Source organism: Geobacillus jurassicus NBRC 107829, assembly GCF_001544315.1.
GTDB lineage: Bacteria > Bacillota > Bacilli > Bacillales > Anoxybacillaceae > Geobacillus > Geobacillus jurassicus.
The window spans coordinates 27,271-52,981 of the sequence record NZ_BCQG01000023.1; the positions used below are offsets into that span (position 1 = coordinate 27,271).

General features: G+C 51.7%; 27 protein-coding genes. 1 reads left to right on the top strand and 26 read right to left on the bottom strand.

Annotation, left to right across the window (positions count from 1 at the left end; all coding sequences use genetic code 11):
* Positions 1 to 29 precede the first annotated feature (29 nt).
* From mfd to metG, 18 genes are all read right to left on the bottom strand, one after another.
* Positions 30 to 3,563 (bottom strand): transcription-repair coupling factor, encoded by a 3,534-nt coding sequence (mfd, locus tag GJ1_RS08305; RefSeq protein ID WP_066231024.1) that lies wholly within the window; start codon positions 3,561 to 3,563, stop codon positions 30 to 32.
* 89 nt (positions 3,564 to 3,652) lie between these two features.
* Complete coding sequence (gene fin, locus GJ1_RS08310; protein ID WP_011229562.1) at positions 3,653 to 3,883, bottom strand: anti-sigma-F factor Fin; 231 nt, start codon at positions 3,881 to 3,883, stop codon at positions 3,653 to 3,655.
* A 106-nt stretch (positions 3,884 to 3,989) separates the two neighbouring features.
* On the bottom strand, positions 3,990 to 4,550 hold the full coding sequence (pth, locus tag GJ1_RS08315; RefSeq protein ID WP_066231026.1) for an aminoacyl-tRNA hydrolase: 561 nt from the start codon (positions 4,548 to 4,550) through the stop codon (positions 3,990 to 3,992).
* A gap of 60 nt (positions 4,551 to 4,610) precedes the next feature.
* A complete protein-coding gene (locus GJ1_RS08320) occupies positions 4,611 to 5,243 on the bottom strand; it encodes a 50S ribosomal protein L25/general stress protein Ctc (protein ID WP_066231028.1) in 633 nt (210 codons plus the stop codon).
* 77 nt (positions 5,244 to 5,320) lie between these two features.
* A complete protein-coding gene (locus GJ1_RS08325) occupies positions 5,321 to 6,268 on the bottom strand; it encodes a ribose-phosphate diphosphokinase (protein ID WP_066231032.1) in 948 nt (315 codons plus the stop codon).
* Between the two features lie 12 nt (positions 6,269 to 6,280).
* Positions 6,281 to 7,660 carry a bifunctional UDP-N-acetylglucosamine diphosphorylase/glucosamine-1-phosphate N-acetyltransferase GlmU gene (glmU, locus tag GJ1_RS08330; RefSeq protein ID WP_066231035.1) on the bottom strand — a complete coding sequence of 460 codons (1,380 nt, stop codon included), beginning with the start codon at positions 7,658 to 7,660 and terminating at the stop codon, positions 6,281 to 6,283.
* 131 nt (positions 7,661 to 7,791) lie between these two features.
* Positions 7,792 to 8,082 (bottom strand): septation regulator SpoVG, encoded by a 291-nt coding sequence (gene spoVG, locus GJ1_RS08335; RefSeq protein WP_003247437.1) that lies wholly within the window; start codon positions 8,080 to 8,082, stop codon positions 7,792 to 7,794.
* 124 nt (positions 8,083 to 8,206) lie between these two features.
* A complete protein-coding gene (locus GJ1_RS08340) occupies positions 8,207 to 8,581 on the bottom strand; it encodes a RidA family protein (RefSeq protein WP_066231038.1) in 375 nt (124 codons plus the stop codon).
* 44 nt (positions 8,582 to 8,625) lie between these two features.
* Positions 8,626 to 9,447: a pur operon repressor gene (purR, locus tag GJ1_RS08345; RefSeq protein WP_066231041.1), complete on the bottom strand. Its 822-nt coding sequence runs from the start codon at positions 9,445 to 9,447 to the stop codon at positions 8,626 to 8,628.
* A gap of 55 nt (positions 9,448 to 9,502) precedes the next feature.
* Complete coding sequence (gene ispE, locus GJ1_RS08350) at positions 9,503 to 10,375, bottom strand: 4-(cytidine 5'-diphospho)-2-C-methyl-D-erythritol kinase (RefSeq protein ID WP_066231043.1); 873 nt, start codon at positions 10,373 to 10,375, stop codon at positions 9,503 to 9,505.
* Between the two features lie 213 nt (positions 10,376 to 10,588).
* Complete coding sequence (locus GJ1_RS08355) at positions 10,589 to 10,768, bottom strand: small, acid-soluble spore protein, alpha/beta type (protein ID WP_011886605.1); 180 nt, start codon at positions 10,766 to 10,768, stop codon at positions 10,589 to 10,591.
* Positions 10,769 to 10,957: 189 nt separating this feature from the next.
* Complete coding sequence (gene veg, locus GJ1_RS08360) at positions 10,958 to 11,215, bottom strand: biofilm formation stimulator Veg (RefSeq protein ID WP_011229553.1); 258 nt, start codon at positions 11,213 to 11,215, stop codon at positions 10,958 to 10,960.
* A gap of 183 nt (positions 11,216 to 11,398) precedes the next feature.
* Positions 11,399 to 12,298 (bottom strand): sporulation peptidase YabG, encoded by a 900-nt coding sequence (yabG, locus tag GJ1_RS08365; RefSeq protein ID WP_066231046.1) that lies wholly within the window; start codon positions 12,296 to 12,298, stop codon positions 11,399 to 11,401.
* A 144-nt stretch (positions 12,299 to 12,442) separates the two neighbouring features.
* The gene (rsmA, locus tag GJ1_RS08370; RefSeq protein WP_066231049.1) at positions 12,443 to 13,324 is read right to left on the bottom strand and encodes a 16S rRNA (adenine(1518)-N(6)/adenine(1519)-N(6))-dimethyltransferase RsmA; all 882 of its coding nucleotides are present in this window, start codon (positions 13,322 to 13,324) and stop codon (positions 12,443 to 12,445) included.
* Positions 13,317 to 13,880 (bottom strand): ribonuclease M5, encoded by a 564-nt coding sequence (gene rnmV / locus GJ1_RS08375; protein ID WP_066231052.1) that lies wholly within the window; start codon positions 13,878 to 13,880, stop codon positions 13,317 to 13,319. The genes rsmA and rnmV overlap by 8 nt, the downstream gene beginning before the upstream one ends.
* A gap of 253 nt (positions 13,881 to 14,133) precedes the next feature.
* Positions 14,134 to 15,339: a G5 and 3D domain-containing protein gene (locus GJ1_RS08380; RefSeq protein ID WP_066231055.1), complete on the bottom strand. Its 1,206-nt coding sequence runs from the start codon at positions 15,337 to 15,339 to the stop codon at positions 14,134 to 14,136.
* Between the two features lie 200 nt (positions 15,340 to 15,539).
* A complete protein-coding gene (locus GJ1_RS08385; protein ID WP_066231058.1) occupies positions 15,540 to 16,310 on the bottom strand; it encodes a TatD family hydrolase in 771 nt (256 codons plus the stop codon).
* Positions 16,311 to 16,446: 136 nt separating this feature from the next.
* Positions 16,447 to 18,399, bottom strand: coding sequence for a methionine--tRNA ligase (gene metG / locus GJ1_RS08390; protein ID WP_066231060.1), 1,953 nt, complete (start codon positions 18,397 to 18,399; stop codon positions 16,447 to 16,449).
* Positions 18,400 to 18,795: 396 nt separating this feature from the next.
* On the opposite strand from metG, the gene abrB reads away from it, so the two are divergent.
* The gene (gene abrB, locus GJ1_RS08395) at positions 18,796 to 19,095 is read left to right on the top strand and encodes a transition state genes transcriptional regulator AbrB (protein ID WP_021322629.1); all 300 of its coding nucleotides are present in this window, start codon (positions 18,796 to 18,798) and stop codon (positions 19,093 to 19,095) included.
* A gap of 19 nt (positions 19,096 to 19,114) precedes the next feature.
* On the opposite strand, the gene rsmI is transcribed toward abrB, so the two are convergent.
* The 8 genes from rsmI to GJ1_RS08435 all read right to left on the bottom strand — a co-directional run bounded on the left by rsmI (position 19,115) and on the right by GJ1_RS08435 (position 25,564).
* Positions 19,115 to 20,014 (bottom strand): 16S rRNA (cytidine(1402)-2'-O)-methyltransferase, encoded by a 900-nt coding sequence (rsmI, locus tag GJ1_RS08400; RefSeq protein WP_066231063.1) that lies wholly within the window; start codon positions 20,012 to 20,014, stop codon positions 19,115 to 19,117.
* A 14-nt stretch (positions 20,015 to 20,028) separates the two neighbouring features.
* Positions 20,029 to 20,778: a tRNA1(Val) (adenine(37)-N6)-methyltransferase gene (locus GJ1_RS08405; RefSeq protein ID WP_066231065.1), complete on the bottom strand. Its 750-nt coding sequence runs from the start codon at positions 20,776 to 20,778 to the stop codon at positions 20,029 to 20,031.
* A 60-nt stretch (positions 20,779 to 20,838) separates the two neighbouring features.
* Complete coding sequence (gene yabA / locus GJ1_RS08410) at positions 20,839 to 21,201, bottom strand: DNA replication initiation control protein YabA (protein WP_083509975.1); 363 nt, start codon at positions 21,199 to 21,201, stop codon at positions 20,839 to 20,841.
* Between the two features lie 15 nt (positions 21,202 to 21,216).
* Positions 21,217 to 22,044: a PSP1 domain-containing protein gene (locus GJ1_RS08415; RefSeq protein ID WP_066231069.1), complete on the bottom strand. Its 828-nt coding sequence runs from the start codon at positions 22,042 to 22,044 to the stop codon at positions 21,217 to 21,219.
* 14 nt (positions 22,045 to 22,058) lie between these two features.
* The gene (holB, locus tag GJ1_RS08420) at positions 22,059 to 23,051 is read right to left on the bottom strand and encodes a DNA polymerase III subunit delta' (RefSeq protein ID WP_066231071.1); all 993 of its coding nucleotides are present in this window, start codon (positions 23,049 to 23,051) and stop codon (positions 22,059 to 22,061) included.
* A gap of 79 nt (positions 23,052 to 23,130) precedes the next feature.
* On the bottom strand, positions 23,131 to 23,763 hold the full coding sequence (tmk, locus tag GJ1_RS08425; protein ID WP_066231074.1) for a dTMP kinase: 633 nt from the start codon (positions 23,761 to 23,763) through the stop codon (positions 23,131 to 23,133).
* Positions 23,764 to 23,789: 26 nt separating this feature from the next.
* Entirely contained in the window at positions 23,790 to 25,229 is a 1,440-nt protein-coding gene (locus GJ1_RS08430) for an aminotransferase class I/II-fold pyridoxal phosphate-dependent enzyme (RefSeq protein WP_066231077.1), read from the bottom strand.
* 128 nt (positions 25,230 to 25,357) lie between these two features.
* Positions 25,358 to 25,564 (bottom strand): sigma factor G inhibitor Gin, encoded by a 207-nt coding sequence (locus GJ1_RS08435; protein WP_066231079.1) that lies wholly within the window; start codon positions 25,562 to 25,564, stop codon positions 25,358 to 25,360.
* Between the last annotated feature and the right edge of the window lie 147 nt (positions 25,565 to 25,711).

The following is a 25,711-nucleotide window of genomic DNA, read 5'->3' on the forward strand; positions in this document are numbered from 1 at the left end:
ACGATAAACATCATAAAATTTTTTCCTGATTATGCCGTCACCGATTTCTCATTTTCCACCCCGGACAGCCGCCGCATCGTCTCCTCTAAAATCATCAGCCACTCGTGCGGCTTCATTTCCTTGATATAGAGCACAATTTTCAGCTTCGTTCCGTCCATGCCAAATCCGAACAAGCGGCCATGCCGACGGCCGATGTCAGATAGACGCTGGATTTCCACCGTTTTCGATGCCTGCTCAGTAAATAAGATGTCAATTTGCTGCTTATGCTGCTTCATCGATTCGACGCCAAGCTGCTTGGCCAACACCTTCAGCTCAGCAATTTGGAACAAATAAGCGACTTCATCCGGATAATCGCCGAATCGGTCGACCATTTCCTCGCGCAACGCCTCGACATCCTCGAGCGTCTCCACTGCCTTGAATCGCTTGTACATCTCGATCTTTTGCAATTCGTCTGCAATGTATGTGCTCGGAATATACGCGTCGACTTCGACGTCGATGACGACATCCGGCTGCTCGTCTTCGCGCTTGATGCCGCGCCGTTTTTCAATCGCTTCTTTCAACATTTGCGAATACAAATCGAATCCGACCGAGTCGATAAAGCCGTGCTGTTCGGCGCCGAGAATGTTGCCTGCGCCGCGGATCGATAAATCGCGCATGGCGATTTTAAAGCCGGAGCCGAGCTCAGTAAACTCTTTAATGGCTTGCAGCCGCTTTTCCGCCGCCTCATTGAGCACTTTATCTTTCCGATAGGTAAAATACGCATAAGCGACGCGGTTCGAGCGGCCGACGCGCCCGCGCAGCTGGTACAGCTGCGACAATCCCATCCGGTCGGCGTCGTAGACGATGAGCGTGTTGACGTTCGGAATATCTATGCCGGTTTCGATGATCGTCGTCGTCACCAGCACATCGTATTGCCCTTCCAAAAACGCCAAAATCGTCGATTCAAGCTCGGTTTCCGACATGCGCCCATGCACGTAAGTGACGCGCGCTTCCGGGACAAGCTGGGCGATTTCTTCCGCTTTCAAGTCGATGTCTTCAATATGGTTGTAAAGGAAAAACACCTGCCCATCGCGGGCGAGCTCGCGTTCAATCGCTTCTTTGACGAGCTCGGGCGTATATTCCATCACATACGTCTGCACCGGAAACCGGTTTTCCGGCGGCGTCTCAATGATCGACAAATCTCGCACACCAATCATCGACATATGCAACGTGCGCGGAATCGGCGTCGCTGTTAAGGTGAGTACGTCGATGTTCGCCTTCAGCTGCTTGATTTTTTCTTTATGCGCCACGCCAAACCGCTGCTCCTCGTCGATAATGAGCAAGCCTAAATCTTTAAACTTCACGTCTTTCGACAGCAGCCGATGCGTGCCGATGACCATATCGATCGTCCCATCTTTTAGCCCTTTGATCGTCTCAGCTTGTTGCTTTTTCGTCCGGAAGCGGTTCAACAGCCCGACGTTGATCGGGAACCCTTGAAACCGTTCGCGCACCGTTTCGTAATGCTGCTGGGCCAAAATCGTCGTCGGCACGAGAAAGGCTACTTGTTTGCCGTCCATAATGGCTTTAAACGCCGCCCGCAGCGCCACTTCCGTCTTCCCGTAGCCGACGTCGCCGCAAAGGAGGCGGTCCATCGGTTTGTCGCTCTCCATATCGCGCTTAATTTCCTCAATCGACCGAAGCTGGTCTTCCGTCTCTTGATACGGAAACGCCGCCTCAAATTCGCGCTGCATCTCGGTGTCCGGCGAAAACGCATATCCTTTGCTTGCCTCGCGCTCGGCGTACAGCTTGATTAAATCTTCAGCGATATCTTGGACGGATGATTCCACTTTCTTTTTAACCTTTTTCCATTCCGAACCGCCGAGTTTGTAAATTTTTGGCTCTTTCCCTTCCGAGCCGACGTATTTTTGCACTTGATCCATTTGGTCGACCGGAACGTACAGCGTATCGCCGCCTTGGTACTGGATATGGATATAATCTTTATGCACCCCGTTGATTTCTAACGTCTCGATGCCTAAATATCTCCCGATGCCATGGTTCACATGGACGACGTAGTCGCCAACTTGCAGTTCAGCATAGCTTTTGATCCGCTCGGCGTTGGACAGCTTCTGCCGGCGCACTGGGCGTTTGGCCCGTTTTTTGAACAGCTCTTCTTCTGTGATAACGGCAATTTTTTGCAACGGCAATTCAAACCCGGTATTTAAATCGCCTTCAAGGAGCTGGCATTTGCCATGCAGCAAAGCCGCATCCCGCGCGAGCGGCAGCGCGTCAATCTCATAATCTTCAAGCAACGATTGCAGCTTTTTCACCCGCTCCGCATCCGGCGCCAAAAAGACGACCGCATAGTTCGCCTTTTTCCACCGCTCGACTTCGGATTGAAGAAGCGCCATTTGCCCATGGAAGTTTTGCATTTGTTTACACGTAATATTGACGACATTTTGCGGATGCGTATGCGGCGCATGGCGCAAAAATAAGGACAAGTATACCCGCTGGAACCGATGTTTTTGTAACAATTCAGAAAACGAATGTGAAATCGGCACGCCGTGAATCATTTTCCCGCCGTCAAGCAAACTCGTATACCATTCCGCTTCTTCACGGTCCAACCGTTCCGCCGCTTCTTGGAGCCGGCTCATTTCGTCCATGAGCAGCACACCGTCTTCCGGCATGTAATCTAGCAAACTCGCAACGTTTTCATAAAAAAGGGACATATATTTATATTGCTGCTCGATTTCCTGCCCCTCGCGCAGTTGCTCAAGCTCAGCGTGAATATGTTCATACATCCGCTGTTTAGCGGCCTCATCTTTCACTGTCTCCAAACTCGACGCAAGTCCGGCTTCAATCCGCTCGATCCCCCGGCGCCGCGTCTCTTCGTCGAGAATGATTTCATCGGCCGGCCCGATCGTGATGCGCTCGACTTGCCCTTGCGAACGTTGATCGTCAGGGGTAAACGTCCGAATCGATTCGATTTCCGTATCAAACAGCTCGATGCGGTACGGAAGCTCGGCGGTCAGCGGATAAATGTCGATGATGCCGCCGCGGACGCTGAACTCTCCGGGGGCGGAAACAGTGCCGACCCGTTTGTACCCCATTTGCACAAACTGCTGTTTACAACGTTCTACATCGAGTTCTTGTCCCACGGAGAAGGTGAACAAATACTGCTTCCAAAGCGACGGCGGCGGCAGCAAACGCCGCAAGCCGGCGACCGGGCAGACGACAACCCCTTTTCCGCCTTGCATCCAATGGTTCATAATCTCCAAGCGTTGCGCCTTCAGCTCCGGGCTGGCGACCGCCATTTCAGCAGCGATCACCTCGTTTACCGAGTAAAGGAACACGTCTTCCGGCCCGAGCAACGAAACGAGATCATCATACATTTTTTGCGCTTGAAACAAGTTGTGGGCGATGACCAACAACGGCCGCCCTGTCTCTTTATAAAGCGTAGAAATAAAAACAGACCGGGCCGACCCCGACAGCCCGGCGACAAGCTGTTCCTTCAAACGGACATGGACCCCTTCGATGATCGTACGGACATCTTGGTTTTCAGCTAAATAGCGATGCAGCGACAGCACCCCTATTCTCCCTCCTCTCGACGCCAGTTTCTTTCCGTTTTCCTAGCCTAGCGCAAACGCAAAAACGCTTTGGTCGCCCAAAGCTGCCCTTAATGGATGAATTTTTCGTATTGATGCCATTCCGGGTTTCGCGCCAGCGCCTCTTGGCAGTCTTCGCAAATCGTTTTCACATGAATGTCGCCGTTCGGCTCATATGAAATCATCTCGAGCCGTTCTTCTTCCGTTAAGTGATGGAATCCTAGTTTTTCACTGTAGATCGGCATTTGCTCAATTGTTCCGACTTTTGCGCCGCAATGGCGGCAATAGTAATGCAACGCCATCCAAAGCCAACCTCCTCACTGGGCTGTTCCCGTCCGCAAGGCAGACAAAGCCAATGCTTCGGCCGCCTTCCGTACTCACATTGTGCACCAGTTCAGAGGAAAATATTCACTCGTTAAACGCATTCATCACTTGGATAAACGGCGCCGTCACCGCCTGTTCACACGCATCGGCGGCCCGCAGCACCGCTTTGTCCACCGCGGGCTTCTCCTCTTCGGTGAAGCGGCCGAGCACGTAGTCCGTGACCGGTTGCCCGCTGGTCGGCCGGCCGATGCCGATGCGGATGCGCTTAAACTGCTCGGTGCCAAGGTGCTGAATGAGCGATTTGACGCCGTTATGGCCGCCCGAACTTCCTTTCAAGCGAAGGCGGATTTTCCCCGACGGAAGGTCGAGGTCATCGTAAATGACGATCACGTCGTCGACGGCGATGCCGTAATAATCGATGAGCGGGCGAACACATTCCCCTGATAAATTCATATATGTCAACGGTTTGCATAATGCCACTTTTTCGCCGGAAACGGACGCCGTTCCGAACAAGCCGCGAAATTTGGCGGTCTTTAACGATACGTTCCAGCGCCTCGCTAGCTCGTCGATCACAAAAAAGCCGACATTGTGCCTTGTTTGCTCATACTCCTTGCCCGGGTTGCCGAGCCCAACAAACAGCTTCAATGGATGCGCTCCTCTCTTTGCATGATACTACAAAAGACGTAACCGAAACGGTTACGTCTGTCACTCTTCTGGCTTCGTTTCTCTTCCTTCTTCGGCGCCAGGCCGCCCTTCCTCTTGCTGTTCGCCGCTATGGATTTCTTCCTCTTGCTGCGGCGGCAAAATCGTGGCGATCACTTCAGAAGGTTCATGATTGATTTCAAATTTGCCGTCTGTTTGCACGTCGCCGACGGTGACGGTGTCGCCGACTTGCAAACCGGAAATGTCCACTTCGATCGCTGGCGGAATGTTTGCCGGCAAGACACGGATGGACAGCTCATGCAAGTTTTGCTGCAACACGCCGCCATCCTTCACGCCAGGCGCCTCACCTACTAAGCGGACTTCCACGTCAATATCGACTTCGGTCGATAGATCAACCGCTTGAAAATCAGCGTGAAGAAGCTCGCCGCGCAGCGGATCGCGCTGCATTTCGCGCAGCAACACCGAGTATTCCTCGCTGCCGACTTTCAACGTCAGCAAGCTTGTGCGCCCGCCTTCACGAAGCACTTTCTCCAGCTCTGCAGCGCTGACGGAAATCATTTTGTTTTCGACTTTTTTGCCGTACAAAATGGCTGGAATACCACCTTGTGAACGAATGCGGTGCAATGTTGAACGTTTTTTGTCTGTGCGCTCCTTCGCTTCCAACACAATTGCCATGTTCCTTCACCTTCCTGAATTAGAATCTATTGACTACTTTATCCTAAAACAAGAAGGGCTAAACATGTTTTCTTGCGTTAGTCGAACAGGACGCTGACAGACTTCATTTCATACACGCGCGTAATCGCTTCGGCAATGAGCGGCGCCACCGACAGCTCTACAATTTTATCAATTTTCTTCTCTTCTGGCAAGGCAATTGAATTGGTGACGACCAGTTCCTTAATTCTCGAATTTTGAATGCGCTCGATCGCCGGGCCGGACAACACCGGATGGGTGCAACACGCATACACTTCCTTCGCTCCATTTTCGGCGAGAGCGTTGGCCGCGAGCGTAATCGTGCCAGCCGTATCGATAATGTCGTCAATCAAAATGGCTGTTTTCCCCGCCACTTGTCCGACAATGTTCATCACTTCGGCGACGTTCGGCTTCGGCCGACGCTTATCGATAATGGCAATCGGCGCTTTCAAGCGATCGGCGAGCTTGCGCGCCCTTGTGACACCGCCATGATCCGGGGAGACCACGACAATATCTTCCAACTGCTTGCTTTTGAAATAATCCGCCAAAATGGGCACACCCATCAAATGATCGATCGGAATATCAAAAAATCCTTGAATTTGCGGAGCATGCAAGTCAAGCGTGATGACGCGCGACGCTCCGGCCGTTTCAAGCAAGTTGGCAACCAGCTTCGCCGTAATGGGCTCACGCGAACGCGCTTTCCGATCTTGGCGCGCATAGCCGTAATACGGCATCACGATGTTGATCGTGCGGGCCGAAGCACGCTTTAACGCGTCGATCATAATGAGCAGCTCCATCAAATGCTCATTGACCGGCACGCTCGTCGATTGGATGACGAACACATCATCGCCGCGGATGCTTTCTTCAATGTTAATTTGAATTTCCCCGTCGCTGAAGCGGGAAACGGAACATTTGCCGAGCTCGATCCCCAGGACTTCTGCAATTTCCTTCGCTAACTTCATGTTCGAGTTCAGAGCGAATAATTTTAATTGATGCTGACAGTCAGACATGACAGACCTCCGCTAAGATTTTTTCTTGCCTGGCAGGCGATCGACATAGTTTTCTTTATTGACTTGCCGGGCGCGGGCAATGGCAAGCGCGTGGCCGGGGACGTCGTCAGTGATCGTCGATCCGGCGGCGACGTAGGCGCCTTGGCCGATCGTAACCGGCGCAATCAAATTGGCATTGCAACCGATAAACGCCCCGTCTTCAATTTTCGTCAAATGCTTATGCACGCCATCATAGTTGACCGTAATCGACCCGCAGCCGAGATTGACATCGGCGCCGACTTCAGCATCGCCGATATAACTCAAGTGCGATGCCTTGCTTCCTTTGCCCAACGTCGATTTTTTCACCTCGACGAAGTTGCCGATCCGCACCTCATCGTCGATTTTGGACAATGGGCGAATATGGGCGAACGGGCCGATCATCACATCCGAACCGATTTCGCTGTCATGGGCGACCGAATGGCGGATGGACGTCCGATCGCCGATACGGCAATTTTTGATTTCCGAGTGGGGCCCGATCGTGCAATCTTCGCCGATTACCGTCTCGCCTTCAATCACCGTGCCGGGGTAAATGACCGTATCGCGTCCGATCACCGTCTCGGCGGAAATATAAGTGGAAGCCGGATCGATGATCGTAACCCCATTTTTCATATGCTGGCGGCAAATGCGGCCGCGCATGATCCGCTCCGCTTCAGCGAGAGCGATGCGGTCGTTTACACCGATCGTTTCCTCAAACGACGGCGCCTGATAGGCGGATACAACACCGCCATCCGCTTTGATAATCTCAATCACATCGGTTAAATAATATTCGCCTTGGGCATTGTGGTTGGTCACTTTTGTAAGCGCTTGAAACAATGTCTGGTTGTCAAAACAATACGTTCCTGTGTTAATCTCGCGAATGGTCCGCTCTTGCTCGTTCGCATCTTTATGTTCGACAATTTTCTCGACATGGCCAGCCTCGTTGCGGACAATGCGGCCATATCCGGCCGGATCATCAGCGATGGCCGTCAATACGGTCGCCTTCGCCTGAGCGGCCATATGATGCCTAATGAGCGCCTCCATCGTCTCAGCGGTGATGAGCGGTGTATCCCCACAGACGACGATCGTCACTCCCTCAAGGCCGCGCAAGTGCGGAGCCGCCTGCATCACCGCATGCGCCGTCCCAAGCTGCTCTTCCTGCAAGGCGTATTCGCACTGGGTGCCGAGCTGCTCTTTCACCTGCTCCGCCCCAAATCCTACTACCGCAATCGTTTTCTCCACTCCAAGTTTCGACACTTGGTCGATGACGTGCTGAACCATTGGCTTGCCGCAAACGGGATGAAGCACTTTATACCATTTGGACTTCATCCTCGTTCCTTGTCCGGCCGCCAAAATGACCGCATATCGCTTCATCATGAAAGGCCTCCAATTACCCTTTTATCCATAATTGAATATATATGAATCAGCAGCACTTTTCAAGGAAACAATGCGGCTGCCAAAAAAAATAGAGAGCCTGGTGAATTTCACCTAAGCTCCCTTTCATATGTTTACGAAGCGCCAGCTTCTTCAAGTTCTTCTTCCAACTTCCCGAGGCGGTGGTATTCAGCAAGGATCGCCTCTTGAATTTTTCCGCGCGTGGCGGAATTGATCGGATGCGCGATATCGCGGAACTCCCCATCCGGTGTGCGTTTGCTCGGCATCGCAACGAACAGCCCGTTGTTCCCGTCAATGACGCGAATGTCATGAACGACGAACTCGTTGTCCAACGTAATCGAGGCGATCGCTTTCATCCGTCCTTCGGTATTGACGCGGCGTAATCTTACGTCTGTCACTTCCATTATGCTCACCCACCTTTTCCCTATATGAGAGTCGATGTAATTAATTCCACGCGCTCAAGCCATTTCCTTCTTTTTTCAAAAAATTTTTTATAAATTTTATACAGGGAAAAAGTGGGGTTTAGTCTCACGGAACGAGAGCGACCACTTCAATTTCGACAAGGACGTCTTTCGGCAGCCGGGCTACTTCCACGCACGAGCGCGCCGGCTTATGGTTCGGGAAGTATTGGCTGTACACTTCATTCATGGCTGCAAAATCATCCATGTTTTTCAAAAACACGGTCGTTTTCACCACTGTATCGAGCGAAGCGCCAGCCGCTTCCAATACGGCTTTCAAGTTTTGGAACACTTGATGCGTCTGCGCCTGAATGTCGCCTTTCACCAATTCCCCTTCCGGAGTAAGCGGGATTTGCCCGGAGCTGTAAAACATATTGTTGACGATGATCCCTTGCGAATATGGGCCGATCGCTTGCGGCGCCTTCGTTGTCTCCACTTTTTTCATTGGTCAGTCCCCTTTCTCCATTTTTATGTCAAGCAGCAAGCTGCCTATAAAAACGCTTTGTAATTGCCTTTTTTGACAGCGATCCGCTTTTCCTTCACATCTACACCCGATAGTTTAACAAGCGAAATGTATTCATCGACCAACCGCTCTTTTGCCTCCTCCGACTCGACGAGCACGCCGATGCCGGAGACGTTGCCGTTAAACTCCTGCAGCAAGCTGATCATGCCGTTGATTGTGCCCCCCGCCTTCATAAAGTCGTCAACGATGAGCACGTTGGCTCCTTCCGCTAAGCTGCGTTTCGATAAGACCATCGTTTGGATGCGCCTGGATGAACCGGACACGTAATTGATGCTCACCATCGGCCCTTCGGTCACTTTATTGTCATGACGAACGATGACAACGGGCACATACAAAAAGTTGGCGATGGCATACGCGAGCGGAATCCCGTTGGTGGCGATCGTCATCACGACATCCACCGGACGGTCGGCAAACATTGATGCATAAAGGCGGCCGATTTTGTTCATAATACGGGGGTCGCCAAGAATGTCAGTCATATACAAATATCCACCGGGAAGAAGGCGATCAGGGCGCGACAATTGTTCACACAAGTAAGCAACGACTTCTTCCGCTTCCTCGGCTGCCATTTTTGGAATGTATTGCACGCCGCCGGCTGCGCCAGGCAACGTCCGAACGGTTCCGATTCCTTGTTGCTCGAACGTCTGCTTAATGATGGTCAAATCTTCGCTGATCGACGATTTGGCCGATTCGTAACGCTCCGCAAAAAATGTCAGCGGAATGAGCTGATGTGGCCGTTCAAGAAGGTAATGTGTCATATCCACTAAACGGCCGCTTCGCCTTAGCTTCATAGCCGACCTCCTGAAACCGAATATTATAAATACATTTTAACAAAAATGTACGTGTTTAATCAAGAGAATGCCGTTCCCCTAACAATCTCACCGCAAACACTTGGTCGCAAAAGCCGCGCAACCCGTTATACACCCGTTGCATTCTGGAATCGTGCTCGATCAGCCCGAACACGGTCGGCCCGCTGCCGCTCATCAACACCGCGTCAGCGCCAAACCGCTTCATTTGTTCTTTAATATGCGCGACTTCCGGATATTTTTTCAACGTCACTTCCTCAAGAACGTTGCCGACCAACTGGCAAATCGCCGTATAATCTTGCCGCTCGATCGCCCTCACCATCGCATCGACATCGGGATGGCTGACATGCTCAAGCTGCAAGTTCCGATACACTTCCGCCGTCGAGACGCCGATCGGAGGTTTGGCCAATACAACCCAGCACGGCGGCGGCGAAGCGATCGGGGTGATGATTTCCCCGCGCCCCGTCGCCAAAGCGGTTCCGCCGTAGACGCAAAAAGCGACATCCGAGCCGATTTTCGCTCCAAGCTCGGCCAGTTCATCGATCGTCAATCCGAGCTGCCACAGCTTGTTCAACCCGCGCAGCGTCGCTGCCGCGTCGCTGCTTCCTCCCGCCAAGCCGGCAGCCACCGGGATATGCTTCGTAATGGAGATGGCGACCCCTTGGCGGATCGAAAACGTCTCTTTAAGAAGCTTCGCCGCCTGGTACGCCAAGTTGCGGCAATCGTCCGGCACAAAGCGGTTTTGTGAAACGATGCGGATCGCATCTTCCTCAGGCAGCGCGACAAGTTCAATGCGATCGGCCAAATCGATCGTCGTCATCACCATTTGCACTTCATGGTAGCCATCCGGGCGTTTATAAAGAACGTCGAGCGACAAATTAATTTTCGCCGGCGCTTTTACCGACAACCTCACTCATCCTCACCTACTTCCCATTCATGAACAGCGGACGGGCATCCCATCAGCTGCGTTCCGTCTCTGTCATTTCGCCCCTGTCTCATCCGACTTTTTCCGCCAACCCATTTTACCATATTACCACGCTCCGGCGGCGACGCCAAACCATTTATGTATGCAAAAAAGGGCGCCCCGTTCGGGACACCCTCGCCGCAGCACGCCCCGCCGCCGGCGCTATTCCGTTTTTCCGGCCAGCTGCCGTTCCGCCCGTTCAATCGCCAATCTTACCATGTTTCCTGCGTCTTTCGCGCGGATGGCGCCCCATCCCTCACGTTGCACGACATCGTAAAAGCCCAGCTCTTTCGCCAGCTCTTCCTTCAAGCGTTGCGACATAACCCCACGGCGTCGACCCAATGTCAGCAACCCCTTTCCATGTTCATTGGCGCTATGGCGTGAAACGTTTGGCAACCCACCGGCGCATCAACGAGCCGGCTTTGCAGTTGTCCGGGCAAAAGGCGGCTGCAGCAGTTTTAGTATGAAATGAAGAGGACGGCTTTATGTTCACCTATTTATGACAAAACAAAAAGCAGCAAACAAATCTGTCTACTGCCCCCCTGCTTGCTCATCGTCCCAAAACGTCAGCTTCACGGTTTCTGTCAATACGTCGGCGTAACTGAACGATACGCGTTCAAACGAATTCTCTTTCTGATCCAGCTCAATAACAAATACCGATGGATATGTTTCCGCCAAAATGCCGCAACGCTCAATCATTTTTCTGCGTCCGCCATTGGCCCGCAGCGTCAACCGTTTCCCGATATTCGAATCCAGCGTTTTTTTAATATCGGATAAAGTTTTTGGCATTCGTCATCCACCTCACTGTTTGCAATTATAACAAAGATGGCGCCCAAAGTCAAAAAATAAAGATTATATCAGGGGATTTTTGCTTCTGTCAATGCATATTTTTCTACAATATCCTTCTTTTTATGTACGATGTGGAACTTTTTTGTAAAAAAATACGACGGACGTATAGAGAAAAACCGCCCATCAACTACGGCGGTTTTCCTCTCGATCCTCAATGAGGCGAAACGGCATCCCAGTGCGGAGCACGCCTTTCGTTTCCACCCCGCCGAGCCCCTTTTCCCCGGTCAGCGTGTTGCGCAGCACATCCCATACGTCGATCGTTTCGGTAAAGGGGGTGAAGCTGAGGCGCGAAACGATGTAGACGGGATCAAGAGCGTGAATGTTCACCCGCGCCGGTGAACTTGCAAAATTTGCCCCAGCGCGGATGAGAGACTCAAAATGGGATTGGCAGGCGCCCGCGAAAATGATAAGTTGGTCCAAATGGGGCACTTTTTTGCGCGCCTCTTTCACCGTTTGCACAAAATGGCGCGAATGGCGGTACGCTTTTAACTCATGCACCTTTCCTTTCGATTTCGAATACGAATCATGCCCGGTGATGACTAAAATATCAGGGCGAAACTGCTCGATCCAGCAGCCGACTTTTTCCGGCATTTCGCTTTCCTCGCAGTAAATGCCGTGCACCGGCACGCCGATCCGCTCATACAAATCCATACATTTGCGCAAATATAACGGGTCGCCGTCCAAATGGAGGACGCGCCCCGGAATTTGGAAAAAATCTTTCTCCACCCTGTATCCGCCGGTCGCCCGATATTCGACTTTTTGCTTGATCGTTTGATAGTCTTGGCGAAAGAGACGGTACGATTGTTCGATCAGCTCGATTTCCCGCTTTTTCCGTTCCTGCTGCTCCCGCTCATCAATGACGACTAAATCGCTGCACGGAGCATCAGCGACGAGGCGCACATCTTCACCATACAAAATCGCTTCCCACTCGCCGTTTTTCTCTTTAATATCAATGACCCGAAACAATACATCGCATTGGTAAGACTTGCGGGCGACAATATCGCCGATTTTAATGACGTCCATCACCGCTCACTCCATTGCATAATCGTTGTCATCCATACGATATGCACGCGCGGACAATAGGTGATAGACGCCTGTTTTAACGGCTTTGCTTGATGGAAAGCCCGACCTCGTTTTTTTTTTTTTTTTGCAAAACGTTTCGAGTTGTTACTTGCGGAAAAGCGGCGCCAGCGCGTTGCTTAATGAGGCAAACTCGGCGATGTCAAGCGTCTCTCCGCGACGGCGCGGGTCAATGCCCAAAGCAGCGAGCGCTCGTTCGATTTGCTCTTTGTTCTCTTTCCCGCCCAGCAAATTGTTTGTTAAGTTGTTAAGCAGCGTTTTGCGGCGTTGGGCGAAGCTTGCCCGCACCACTTGGAAAAACACGCCCTCATCGTCGACAACAACAGGCGGGCGCGGCCGCTTCACAAGCCGAATGACAGCGGAATCGACGTTCGGCTGCGGCATAAAGACGGTGCGCGGCACCGTCATGACCACTTCCGCTTCAGTATAATATTGCACGGCGATCGTTAGCGAGCCGTAATCTTTCGTCCCTGGCTTGGCAGCGAGACGGTCGGCGACTTCTTTTTGCAGCATGACGACCATGCCGCGGATTGGCAGCCGCTCGGTAAGCAGCTTCATAATGATCGGCGTTGTCACGTAATACGGCAAGTTGGCGACGACCATCCGGTCGCTTACATCAGCCAATTCCTCGGCGATGACGGCATGCAAGTCGGCCTTTAATACATCTTGGTGAATGATGCGCACGTTGTCATAAGGAGATAGCGTATCGGCCAAAATCGGCAGCAGCCGGCTGTCGATTTCAAAGGCGACGACTTTTTTCGCCCGCCGCGCCAGCTGTTCAGTCAACGCTCCGATGCCCGGACCAATTTCGATCGCCCCTGTATCGCAGGAAATGTCAGCAGCATTCACGATTTTCCGCAAAATGTTCGTATCGATCAAAAAATTTTGCCCAAGGCTCTTTTTAAACGAAAAGCCATACCGCTCCAAAATTTCTTTCGTCCGCCCCGGTGTTGCAATATCTTTATGCATCGTCCGCCTCCTCCTGCATCACGTGCGCTAACGCGGCATAAAAAGCGTCGCGGGAAATGCGGAACACTTGCAGCCGCTTATAAAACTGCCGTCCGTTCGCATAGCCGATGTTCAGCTCCTCTCCAAGGCGCTGCCGCCGCCGGCGCGCCATCGCGCCGCCAATCAATCCAGCCTCGATCAGTTCGGCAAACGTAATTTCTTCCTTCCAATCCGACGCCTCTTCGTACACGTTGGCGAGCGCCTGACGGATTTCGTCAGGGGACGCGTATTCAACCCCAATGCCTTTGCCGTTTTTCGCTTTGGCCGCCTCGCGCGGCAAAAAGGCGTGCTTGCACCCCGGCACTTGCTCAGCGATCGTGCGGCGGATCTTTTCGCCGGGGAAGTCGGGATCAGTGAAAATAATCACGCCGCGGCGCTCTTTCGCCAGCTTGATTCGCGCAATGACATCCGCGCCCACCGCCGCCCCGTTTGTCTCGATTGTATCCGCATCGACGGCGCGCCGAATCGCCGCCGTATCATCTTTTCCTTCCACAACGATCACTTCTTTGATTTTCATCCTCTCATTGCAGAAACAACGGAATAGTCTCTTTTTCCTATTTCTGCAATGCCTCCTTTCCGGTAAAATTAAAAGTAAGGCGGATGATCTCGCCGCCAGTCGTTTCCCTTAATTATTTTTTCATTTCGCTGAAACTTTTTTCTGTTTGCGCCGTCTAATTTAACAGAAGTGGCGCGCACTGTCGCAACACAATGCCATTATAGCGAAAAAAAAGAGAGGGAAAAACCCTCCGCTTCGTTCTCCCATCGTATCTCTATGGCAATACCCGTATTTTCACGCGCTTTCTGCCCCAACGAAACGCATCCGACCGTTCCGGGAAAAACACATCAATTTTATATCCACGGATGCCTGAGCCGGTGTCAGCGGCAATAGCATACCCGTATCCTTCCACATACACTTTCGACCCGAGGGGGATGATGGATGGGTCGACGGCGATCACTTTGACGGAAGGATTTTTACGCAAGTTGATGCCCGTGCTTGTTATGCCTGAGCAGCCTGCACAATAGGCGGTGTAGGCGGTGGCGGTGACGTAAAATTCCTTCGCGGCATGGTCCGAGCCGCGGGAGGACGGGCGGTCGGGCGCGGCAGCCGGGCGCACCGTTTTCGTGCCGATGGCGACAATGCGCGCCTTGCTTTCTTTTAACGTCTTCGCGGCGATCAGTGTGCGCGCCGTTTCTTTGCCGTTTTCCAACGTCACTTCGTACGTTTTTTGAACCTTCCCTTTTTCCCCAGGCTGAATGACGCGCCGCTCTCCTTTCGGCAATGAGTCATCCCGCTTTGTCACCACGGCAAAGTCGACGGGCTCTTCCACTACATCGGTGACTTTTTTTACTCGAATGACATGAATGGTCATTTGTTCTTTGACCGTTTCCTGCAAGGAGGGCTCTGTCCGATCGAGTTGACCTAGCTGAATCCCTTGCTGCTTCAAAAAGTCAGCGACCGTAGTCGAAGTTGTCCATGCCTGCTGTTGTTTACCGCCGACATTGACGCGAACCAGAAACGCCTTTTCAACACCGATGTCCATCCCTTTTTGAATTTTCGACGAAAGCGCCGGCGCCACTTTGTCATGCGGCCCGACCGCCACGTGCTGCGAGCGAAGCAGCTCCGCGACTGTATCGGCCGTCGTCCATATTTTCCTCTTTTTTCCATTAACGATCAACGTCACTTCCTTGCTCGCTTCCCAAACGATATGGAGATCGTCGGTGATCGGCGAATGCAGAGACGGATAAACATAATCTTCTTTGCGCGGTTGAATGTTTTGCTCCGCAAGCAGTTCTTTCACCGTTTTCGCATGAGTGCGAATCTCTTGTTTTTTTCCGTTGGCAATCAACGTCACATCATCTTTGGCCATCTCATAGCCGGCAACCCCTGTCGTCGCAGAGATGGCGAGAAACCCACTCGCTGTAACGGTCACGTTTTTCCTCCATAAGTCCAGCCATTTCCTCCCGTTCGGCAACATCAGATGAACGCCTCCTTTTCCTCCGAAATTCCCCTCTCCCTCTAACATGTACGCGCGAGCACACTCTATTATGCAGAAAATTCAGTGAAAAAGGAAGGAAGACTTGTCGACAGACAATTGGCCCATTTTAGCCGAATTTGTAGAACTTTTTCATCTTCGCCCGTTTTTCGACAAGCCTCCTGACAATTCGATGCCTAATTTTAGCGGTCGATAGCGAACAATTTTTTGGCATTTTCCGCCGTTGTTTCCGCTACTTCGGCAAAAGAAACGTTTTTGATCTCCGCGATCGCTTCGGCGACATATTTGACATAGCTCGGCTCATTTCGTTTGCCGCGGAAAGGGTGAGGCGTTAAATATGGACAGTCTGTTTCGATCAATAAATGGCTGAGCGGAATTTCCTTCGCCACTTCCTTCGGCTTTTTCGCGTTTTTAAACGTGACCGGTCCGCCGAGGGAAATGAGAAAATTCATGTCTATGCACTGTTTGGCCACTTCGACGCTGCCGCTGAAGCAATGCATAATTCCGCCGACTTCGGCGGCGTTTTCCTCCTGCAAAATTTTTAAAATATCCGCCGTCGCCTCACGGTTATGAATGATAATCGGCAGCTTCACCTTTTTGGCCAGCCGAATTTGCCGCCGGAACACCTCTTGTTGCACGTCTTTCGGCGATTGATCCCAATGGTAGTCAAGCCCCATCTCGCCGAGCGCCACAACTTTCGGGTGGGCGGCGAGCTGTTCAATCATCTGCAAGTCATCGTCCGTCATCTCGATCGCATCGACCGGGTGCCAGCCAACCGCCGCATAAATAAACGGATACCGCTCGGCCAGCTCGATCGCTCGGTCGATCGTCGGGCGGTCAAACCCAACGACGACAATGTGCGAAACCCCTTCATCGCGGGCGCGTTCAATGACTTGTTCCAAATCTTCGTTGTATTGGACTGCATTTAAATGCGCATGCGTATCAAACAGCATACGAATACCCTCTTTTCCACTTTGATGTTAAGTGTAGCATAGAAATTGGTTACATACGTCACAATTCGTTAACATTTCCATTACAAAATGGCAACAAGGAGGTGTCAAACGCGACACCCCCTCACCAGTCAAGCCGTTATTTAATTTTTGTCCCGTTTGGAATGTTTTGATCCACCGTTGCCAGCGAGAACTCCCCGCCGCTGCCCCCGGCTAAAATCATCCCTTCCGACCATTCGCCGCGAAGCTTCGCCGGTTTTAAATTGGTGACGCAAATGACTTTTTTGCCGACGAGTTCCTCTGGCTTGTAAAACTCAGCGATGCCAGAGATCACTTGCCGCTTCTCACCGCCGAGATCAAGCTGAAGCTTCAGCAGCTTATCAGCATTTTTCATCCGTTCGGCATGGATGACTTCAGCGACGCGCAAATCGATTTTCGCAAACTCGTCAATTGAAATCTCTGCTGCTCCATCCGTTTTCTTCTCCTCTTTTACTGGCTCGGCGGACGGTTTGCCTCCTTGCATGTGCGCCTTAATGTACTCGACTTCTGCTTCAATATCAAGGCGCGGGAAGAGCGGCTCCCCTTTTTGCACTTTCGTCCCTTCTGGAATGAGGCCAAAATCGTACAAGCTGTCCCACTCTTTCAACGAACGGTCATTGATGCCAAGCTGGGCGAAGATGCGCTCCGGCGTGCGCGTCAAAAACGGTTGGAGCAATACCGCTGTATGGCGGAGCGATTCAGCCAAATGGGTCATGACGGCGGCAAGCGCGTCCCGTTTCTGTTCGTCTTTCGCCAACACCCATGGCTGCGTTTCATCAATGTATTTGTTCGTCCGGCTGATTAACTGCCAAACGGCGGCGAGAGCGACGGAAAACTCCATTCCTTCCATTGCTTCTTCATATTGGCGCACCACTTCGCGCGCCGTCTGCACCAACTCTTGGTCAAACGGCGTTTTCGGCCCGCGGTATGGCGGAATGACGCCGCCGAAATATTTCTCGATCATCGCCACCGTGCGGTGCAACAAGTTGCCTAAGTCATTGGCCAAATCATAGTTAATGCGCTCAATAAATCCTTCCGGCGTAAACACACCGTCAGCGCCGAACGGCACTTCCCGCAGCAAATAATAGCGGAGCGCATCAAGCCCATACCGATCGATGAGCGTCACTGGATCGACGACATTGCCTTTCGATTTGGACATTTTTCCGTCTTTCATGAGCAGCCAGCCGTGGCCGAATACTTTTTTCGGCAACGGCAACCCGAGCGCCATCAGCATAATCGGCCAATAAATCGTGTGGAAGCGGACGATTTCCTTGCCGACCAAATGAACATCGGCCGGCCAATATTTACGGAACTTTTCATCGTTGTCCGTGCCGTAGCCGAGCGCGGTGATGTAGTTGGCGAGCGCGTCGATCCAAACATAAATGACATGCTTCGGATTGCCCGGCACTTTAATGCCCCAATCGAACGTCGTCCGCGACACAGCCAAGTCCTCGAGCCCCGGCTTAATGAAATTGTTGATCATCTCATTTTTCCGCGATTCCGGCTGGATAAAATCCGGGTTTTCTTCGTAATATTGCAATAGGCGGTCGACGTATTTGCTCATCCGGAAGAAGTAGGACTCCTCTTTCACTTTCTCAACAGGCCGGCCGCAGTCCGGACAGTTGCCGTCGACAAGCTGCCGTTCGGTGTAAAACGACTCGCACGGCGTGCAATACCAGCCTTCATATTCGCCCAAATAAATATCGCCTTGTTCAACAAGACGGGCGAAAATTTGTTCGACGACTTTTTTATGACGCTCCTGCGTTGTGCGAATAAAATCGTCGTAGGAAATGTCGAGCTTCTTCCACAGCTCCTGAATGCCGGCAACAATCTCATCAACGTATTGCTGCGGCGTCACTCCTTTTTCTTCCGCCTTACGCTGAATTTTTTGCCCGTGCTCATCGGTGCCGGTCAAATACATCACATCGTAGCCGCGCAGCCGTTTATAGCGAGCCATGGCGTCCCCCGCCACCGTTGTGTAAGCATGCCCGATATGCAGGCGGTCGCTCGGGTAATAAATCGGCGTCGTCAAATAAAACGTTTTTTTCTCCATACGGTTAGGCCCTCCCTCGTACTATTGAGCACAAAAGCCCTCGTCCGGCGACGAGAGCGGTGTTACTTCTATTTTACATAATTTTTTCATTCTACAAAAACATCTATTTCTCGCAGGCTGAAAAAATATACTCTAACCTGCAAAAATATGGTCATATTTTCAACAATTATTGCAAATTTGTTATATAGAGATAAGGTTTAGATGGACAATCTTACTCATTTTCTCCTTTCTCTCTAAACAAACTTTTTTTTGAAATAACAATATACATTTTTTTAAAATTTTACATATTAAAGGATTGACGCTTAATGGAAACACTGATATGATTAGGGTGTAGGAAATTTGTCGAATATTGACGAATAACGACAAAAAACTTTCTTGCGGAGAGGAGAACAGACGATGAAATCGACAGGAATCGTGCGTAAAGTCGATGAGTTGGGCCGCGTCGTCATTCCGATTGAGCTTCGCCGTACGCTGGATATCAACGAAAAAGATGCGTTGGAAATTTACGTCGATGATGACCGCATCATTTTGAAAAAGTATAAACCAAACATGACGTGTGTGGTCACTGGCGAAGTATCGGATGACAACTTCAAGTTGGCGGGCGGCAAAATCATTTTAAGCCGCGAAGGTGCAGAAATTTTGTTGCAGGAGATCCAACAGCATCTAGAAGCAGCCGCAGACAAAGAAAAAGAATAAACAAAGAGTTTCTCTGGCTTCAGAGAAACTCTTTTTTTTCTTGCTGTTGATGATACTGTTGATAAACGTCGCGTTTCGACATGTTTCGATCATTGGCCGCCTGTTTCACCGCCTCTTTGACGGAAAGACGGTGCTCACGAATATAATAATCGACATGTTCGACAAGCGAAAGCGGCTGCCACCAAGCCTCCTTTGGCTCTGATTCCGCCTCTTTCGCCCCTTCGACAATGAGGCAAAATTCACCCCGGATGTCATGTTCTTCCGCCCAGGCGACCGCTTCGCTTAAATCGCCGCGGATAAACTCCTCAAACCGTTTCGTCAGCTCGCGGCCAAGAGCGATGCGCCGATTGCCGAATATATCATACATGAGAGCGAGCGTTTCTTTCAGGCGGTGGGGCGCCTCATAAAAAATTAACGTCTCGGCCGCTGTTTTCAACGACAGCAGCTGCTCTTTTTTTTCTTTTTTCGCCCGTTCCAAAAAGCCGACAAACAAAAAGCGGTTGGTCGGCAAACCGGAGGCGACAAGCGCTGTCAATGCCGCGTTCGCTCCAGGAAGAGGGACGACGGGGCAGCGTTCGGCAAGCGCCGCCGCAATGAGTTCATAGCCGGGGTCGGAAATGCCGGGCATCCCGGCGTCGCTCACCAATGCCACCGTTTTTCCTTTCTTCAACCATTCGACAAGCTGCCGGCCGCTCGCGTATTTATTATGCTCGTGGTAGCTGACGAGCGGCGTATGAATGTCGAAATGGGAGAGCAGCTTTTTCGTCTGCCTTGTGTCTTCGGCGGCGATGACGTCAGCTTCCTGAAGCGTCCTAACCGCGCGAAACGTCATATCCTCCAAATTGCCGATCGGCGTCGGCACGATGTACAGTGTCCCTTGCTCCGTTTGTTCGGTAAAACTTTTCTGCTGCCAAAGCATCCTTGTCCGCCCCTTTAAGATGAAATAATGCCATATAAGATACGCTTCGTCTCCTCGGTATATTCGTTATTCTCATCATACACGACAAGCGGAGGCAACACTTTTAAGTCCGGGCTTGCATCTTTTGTCCCTTCAATTAAAATCATGTTCGCCTCTTTGCCCGCTTTCGGGTACACAAAGCGGAGCCGTTTCGGCTCAAGACGGTATTGGCGCATGAGCGTCACAAGGTCAAGCAGCCGCCCGGGCCGGTGGACGAACGCCGCCTTCCCTCCTTGCTTCAACAGCTGGCTGCTGACGCGAATCACATCCTCTAGCGTACAATAAATTTCATGGCGGGCGATGGCGATATGTTCATTTTTGCTCAGCTCGTCTTTGCCGGCCGTTGGAAAATACGGAGGATTGCACGTGACGACATCGTACCGGCTGTAACCGATCCGCTGCGGCGCTTCTTTAATGTCGCCGTGTATGATCTCGATTTGTCCTTCAAGCCCGTTGTATTGCACACTCCGCCTCGCCATGTCACAAAGCCGTTCTTGAATTTCGATGCCGATGATCGTCCCTTTTGTTCGCCGGCTCAATAAGAGGGGAATCACCCCGTTGCCCGTACACAAATCGACGATCTGGCCTTTTTGAATCGGCATATAAGCAAAATGGGCAAGAAGCACGGCATCAAGGGAAAAGGAAAACACAGACGGACTCTGAATGATGCGGAGCTCTTCGTTGAACAAGTAATCGAGCCGTTCATCTTCATACAATTCCACCATGACGCACGATCCTCCATTGAAAAAAATAACCTTTCCGAAACGGAAAGGGTGGCGCTGCCTTTAGTTTTTGTTCAAAAACGACAAGCAAAACAAACAATCGCCCTCGGTGCGAACGCTTCCGTAATGGATGTGACAAATATGAAACCCTTCTTGGTAAAGGCGGGCTAAATTGTCATACCCTTCGCCAATGTCGATGAGTTTTTTGCCATGTTTGGCCCCTTTTCGTTTGCCTTCTTCCCATGCTTCTGACAATTGTTCAAGCCGACGGCGCAAATGAGCATTTTCGATTTGCAGCTGGTGATTCTCTTCTAACAGCTCCGTTACGCGCTGTTTCAGCTGCACGAGCTCGCGGTAAAAATAACTAAGTTGCTCTTCCATATTGGCCACTGATCGAAACACTTCTTTTTTATCTACTTTTTCCACTGGCCCCACCCCAAATTAATCTGCGACGCGAATGGACAACGTCCCGTTTTTCATCAGCTCATCGAGTGTATATTCAACGACCCGTCCGAATTCTGAAAGCTCGATTTGCAACACCCGCTCTAAAATGTTCAAACCGACGACTTTGCCAAAACCATGCGGTGTTTCGACATATTCCCCTAAATCTGGAAGTTGCTCCTTCGCCGTCTCGTACTCTTCGTTTTCATATTTCAGGCAGCACATCAGCCGGCCGCACAGCCCGGAAATTTTCGCCGGATTGAGCGACAAATTTTGATCTTTCGCCATTTTGATCGACACCGGCTCAAAATCGCCTAAAAACGTTGAACAACAAAGCATGCGGCCGCACGGCCCGATGCCGCCGAGCATTTTCGCTTCGTCGCGCACCCCGATTTTCCGCAGCTCGATGCGCGTGCGGAAAATCGACGCTAAGTCCTTCACAAGTTCACGGAAATCGACACGCCCATCAGCGGTGAAATAAAAGATCACTTTATTGCGGTCAAACGTATATTCCACATCGACGAGCTTCATTTCCAGCCCGTGCTCCTCGACTTTGCGCAGGCAAATGTCATACGCCTCGCGCGCCGCCTTTTTGTTTTCTTCCACAACCCATTTATCTTTCTCATTCGCCACACGGATCACTTTTTTGAGCGGCAGCACGATGTCGTTTTCGTCGACTTGTTTATTGGCGATGACGACTTTTCCATACTCAATGCCGCGCGCCGTCTCGACAATGACGCATTCACCGACCGGAATGACGGCATCGCCGGGGTCAAAATAATAAATTTTCCCGGCTTTTTTAAACCGAACGCCGACGACCGTATACAACGGCTCTCCCTCCTTTACCGTTTTAATTGAAGAACGAGTTGCTCAACAAGCAGCGCTGTGCTCATATTCGTTGTATGGAAACGCGTTTTCGCTTGCAAAATCGCTTCCATGCCAGCCAAAATCCGCCGCTGCGGGCAAGCCAGCGCCCATTGCTGCAGGCGGTCCAGCTGATCGCGGTATAGCACACTGTCCATCTGCCCGGCTTGAATATGCAGCAAATCGCGGTATAGATATAAAAGCAAATCAAGTCCAAGGTCAAGCTGATGTTTTTCCGGAAAATGCGGAAAGAAGCGGTCATGGATGAAAAACAAAAGCTGCAGCTCCGGCTTCCCCAGCATCTCATACCATTGTAGCACTAACGTTCGCGCTTCAGCAAACCAACGGTCTTGAGCAAGCGCCAACGCTTCATCGAAGCTGTTTGTCAAATGGGCAGCCAGCAGCGCAAGCGGCGGCGGCACGTGCTCCGCGACAAGCTCCCGGGCGAGCTCCGCCGGCGGCAGCGGCCGGAACGAAAGCACTTGACAACGGGAAACGATTGTCCCTAACAAGCGGTGGTATTGCTCCGTCAGCAACACCGCTATCGTCCCCGGACGCGGTTCTTCTAAAAATTTCAGAAGGCTGTTGGCCGCACTGATCGTCATTTGATCGGCATGTTCAACGATGTACATTTTTTTATCCGACTCGACCGCCGTTTTCGAGAACTCCTGCTGCAGCCATTCGATTTGTTCCTTCTTGATCGATCCGCCATCCGGGCTGATCACCCGAACGTCCGGGTGGTTGCCGGAATCGATGCGCCGGCAGTTGCGGCACTCTAGACATGGGGAAACTCCGATGGGGGACAGGCAAAACAACCGTTTCGCCAACAGCAAACTAGCTGCTTTTTTGCCCGTCCCCCGCTGCCCCTCAAACAAGTACGCATGGGAAATCCGCCCTTTTTCCAAGCCGCTTTGCAGCATTTTCGCCACCACCGGCTGGCGTCTCGCTAGCTGTTCCCATCGCATCGTCATCACTCTTCCTTATTTCTTATTTCCTATTCTATCATGTCCGCGAGGAATCATCACGGCCGGATTCATGGAAATCACGCTTTCATCTTCCTTTCAAGCGGGAAAGCACCAACGCCGCCGTTTCGGCAAATACGTCATCAAGCGGGCGGCTCGCGTCAATGAACACGATGCGGTCGGCAAACCGCTTGGCCAGCTCCCAATATCCTTCTCGCACTTTTTGATGAAAAGACAACGTTTCAAGATCAAGCCGATTCATTTCCCGTCCGCGGTCTCGCCGAATCCGTTCGAGTCCAATTTGCGGATCGATGTCAAAATAAATCGTCAACGACGGTAAATATCCATCAATGGCGAACTCATTAATTTTCCATACTTCCTCAATGCCAATCCCGCGGGCAAATCCTTGATAGGCGAGGGAACTGTCAACAAACCGGTCGCAAAGAACGACGCGTCCGGCCTCAAGCGCCGGAACGATTTTCTCAAGCAAATGCTGCCGGCGCGCCGCCGCGTACAAAAGCGCCTCCGTCCGCCCATCCATTTCTGTATAGTCACTGTTTAAAATGATCGAACGAATCGCTTCGGCAATGCGCACCCCGCCCGGTTCCCTTGTCGCCACGACGTCAAATCCCCGCTCGCGCAACAACGACTCCAATTTGCTGATCATCGTTGTTTTGCCAGCTCCTTCCGGCCCTTCAAACGAAAAAAAGCATCCGTTCATCACTTGCGGCATCCTTTCCATCTTTCTCATTCGTACACGACCAACTGCCCATCTTTCAACCGGCTTCCACCTTGTATGTGCACACGATGGCGAAGAAGCTGGCGGATCTGTTCAATATGGCCGCGGCCGATCCGTTCCCCGACCCACACGAGCGGCACCCCGGGCGGGTACGGAATGACGGTTTCCGCCGCTATATGCCCTTCAGCTTCTCCGAGCGCTACCACTTTTTTCCGCATGCAGCACAACTCATCATACGGGGCTAAAACCGACAGCAGCGGGCCGAGAAAAGGCGGGGCATCAAACACCGGTGCCTCACCAACGGGCAGGTCGCGCCACGCCCGTTTGATTTTCTCCACCGCCTCCTGAAGCCATCCGGTCGCCGCCAGCGGACAAACGAAAAGCACGTTCAGCGGGTCGGCAAGTTCTACAAACACCCCTTCGCGCTCAAGCCGCTGCTGCAATTCATACCCGGTCAAGGAACAGCGCGTCTGCACCGTTATTTTCAGCGGGTCGGTCTGCACGCCAACGCAGCGGGAAGAAACGACCGCCACACCCTCGATATCCGCCAACGCTGCTTGAAACTCCTTGACTTCCGCAACGATCGCCTCTGCATCGCGATCGCGTTTCGAAAGCTGGGCGACATAACTCCGCGCCAAATCGAGCGACGCCATAACCGGATAAGACGGACTGCTTGACTGAAACAACTGCAAAAAATATTTCAATCGTTCAAGATCAACCCGCTCGCTGTTCACATGCAAAAACGCCCCCATCGTCATCGCCGGCAGCGTTTTATGCGCCGATTGCACGACAACATCGGCGCCATAGCGAAGCGCCGATGTAGGGAACGGGGGGCCGACGACGAAATGGGCGCCATGCGCCTCATCAACAAGCACCGGAATGCCATGCTCATGAGCGAGGCGAACCATTTCTGTCAAATCAACAGACAGTCCATAGTAATTTGGATTCGTAAATACAATCGCAGCCGCGTCACCATGGAGCACCAACGCCTCTTTGACCGCTTCGATGCGAACATGCGAAGCGACGCACACGTCACTATCAAACTCAGGAGCAAGAAGGATAGGAACCGCCCCCATAAGTTGTAGCGCATGCATCACCGATTTATGGCAATTGCGTTGCACAATCACTTTCTTCCTCTTTCCATCACACACGGCGGCGATCATTGCCAAATTTCCCGCCGTCGACCCGTTTACAAGGAAAAATGTCTCCTTGGCGCCGTACAGCTCCGCCGCCAGCGTCTGCGCCTCGGCAATCACCGACTCAGGATGATGCAAGTCATCCAATCCAGAAATTTCCGTCGCATCCAACGCCAATAGCGGCGCAAACATCTCTCTCCCCTGTTCAGGAAACAAAGCACCGTATTTATGGCCCGGCACATGGAACGAAACCGGGCGGCGCGCCCAATGGCGCACAAGGGCATCATATAAAGGAGTTTTCGTTTGATCCATCATCCTCATTCCCTTGCTGGCTGCCCAAGGAAAGACATCATCCGGGCAGATGATCAAAATGCACAAGATACGTACGACAAATACCAAAACATATAGTACCATAAAAAATAGGCCCAAATGCAGGCCCTTTACGAATAAATTTTCGATGTAAACATTTTGCGCAACTGCTGCACGTAAAACGAGTAGTTCGGGTCGTCCGTATTCGTTTGCACGATCGCCCGGTTGCAGTCTAAACAAAGGAAATGGCCAAAAAGGAAAATGCCTTCCTCTTTTTCCTGTTCACAAACGATGCATACACGTTCACATTGATTCCGACCCACTATTGATGCCCCCATGTTCTCCACCTCCCATCCTCTATGTTTCCCACATTGCTAACATTCTATACTAGTAGATGAAAGGAAGAGAGACATTGAGTAGGTCCCTATCGTTTTTTCCTCAAAACAAAAGCAGCCAATTGCACCAATGCAACTGGCTGCTCGTTT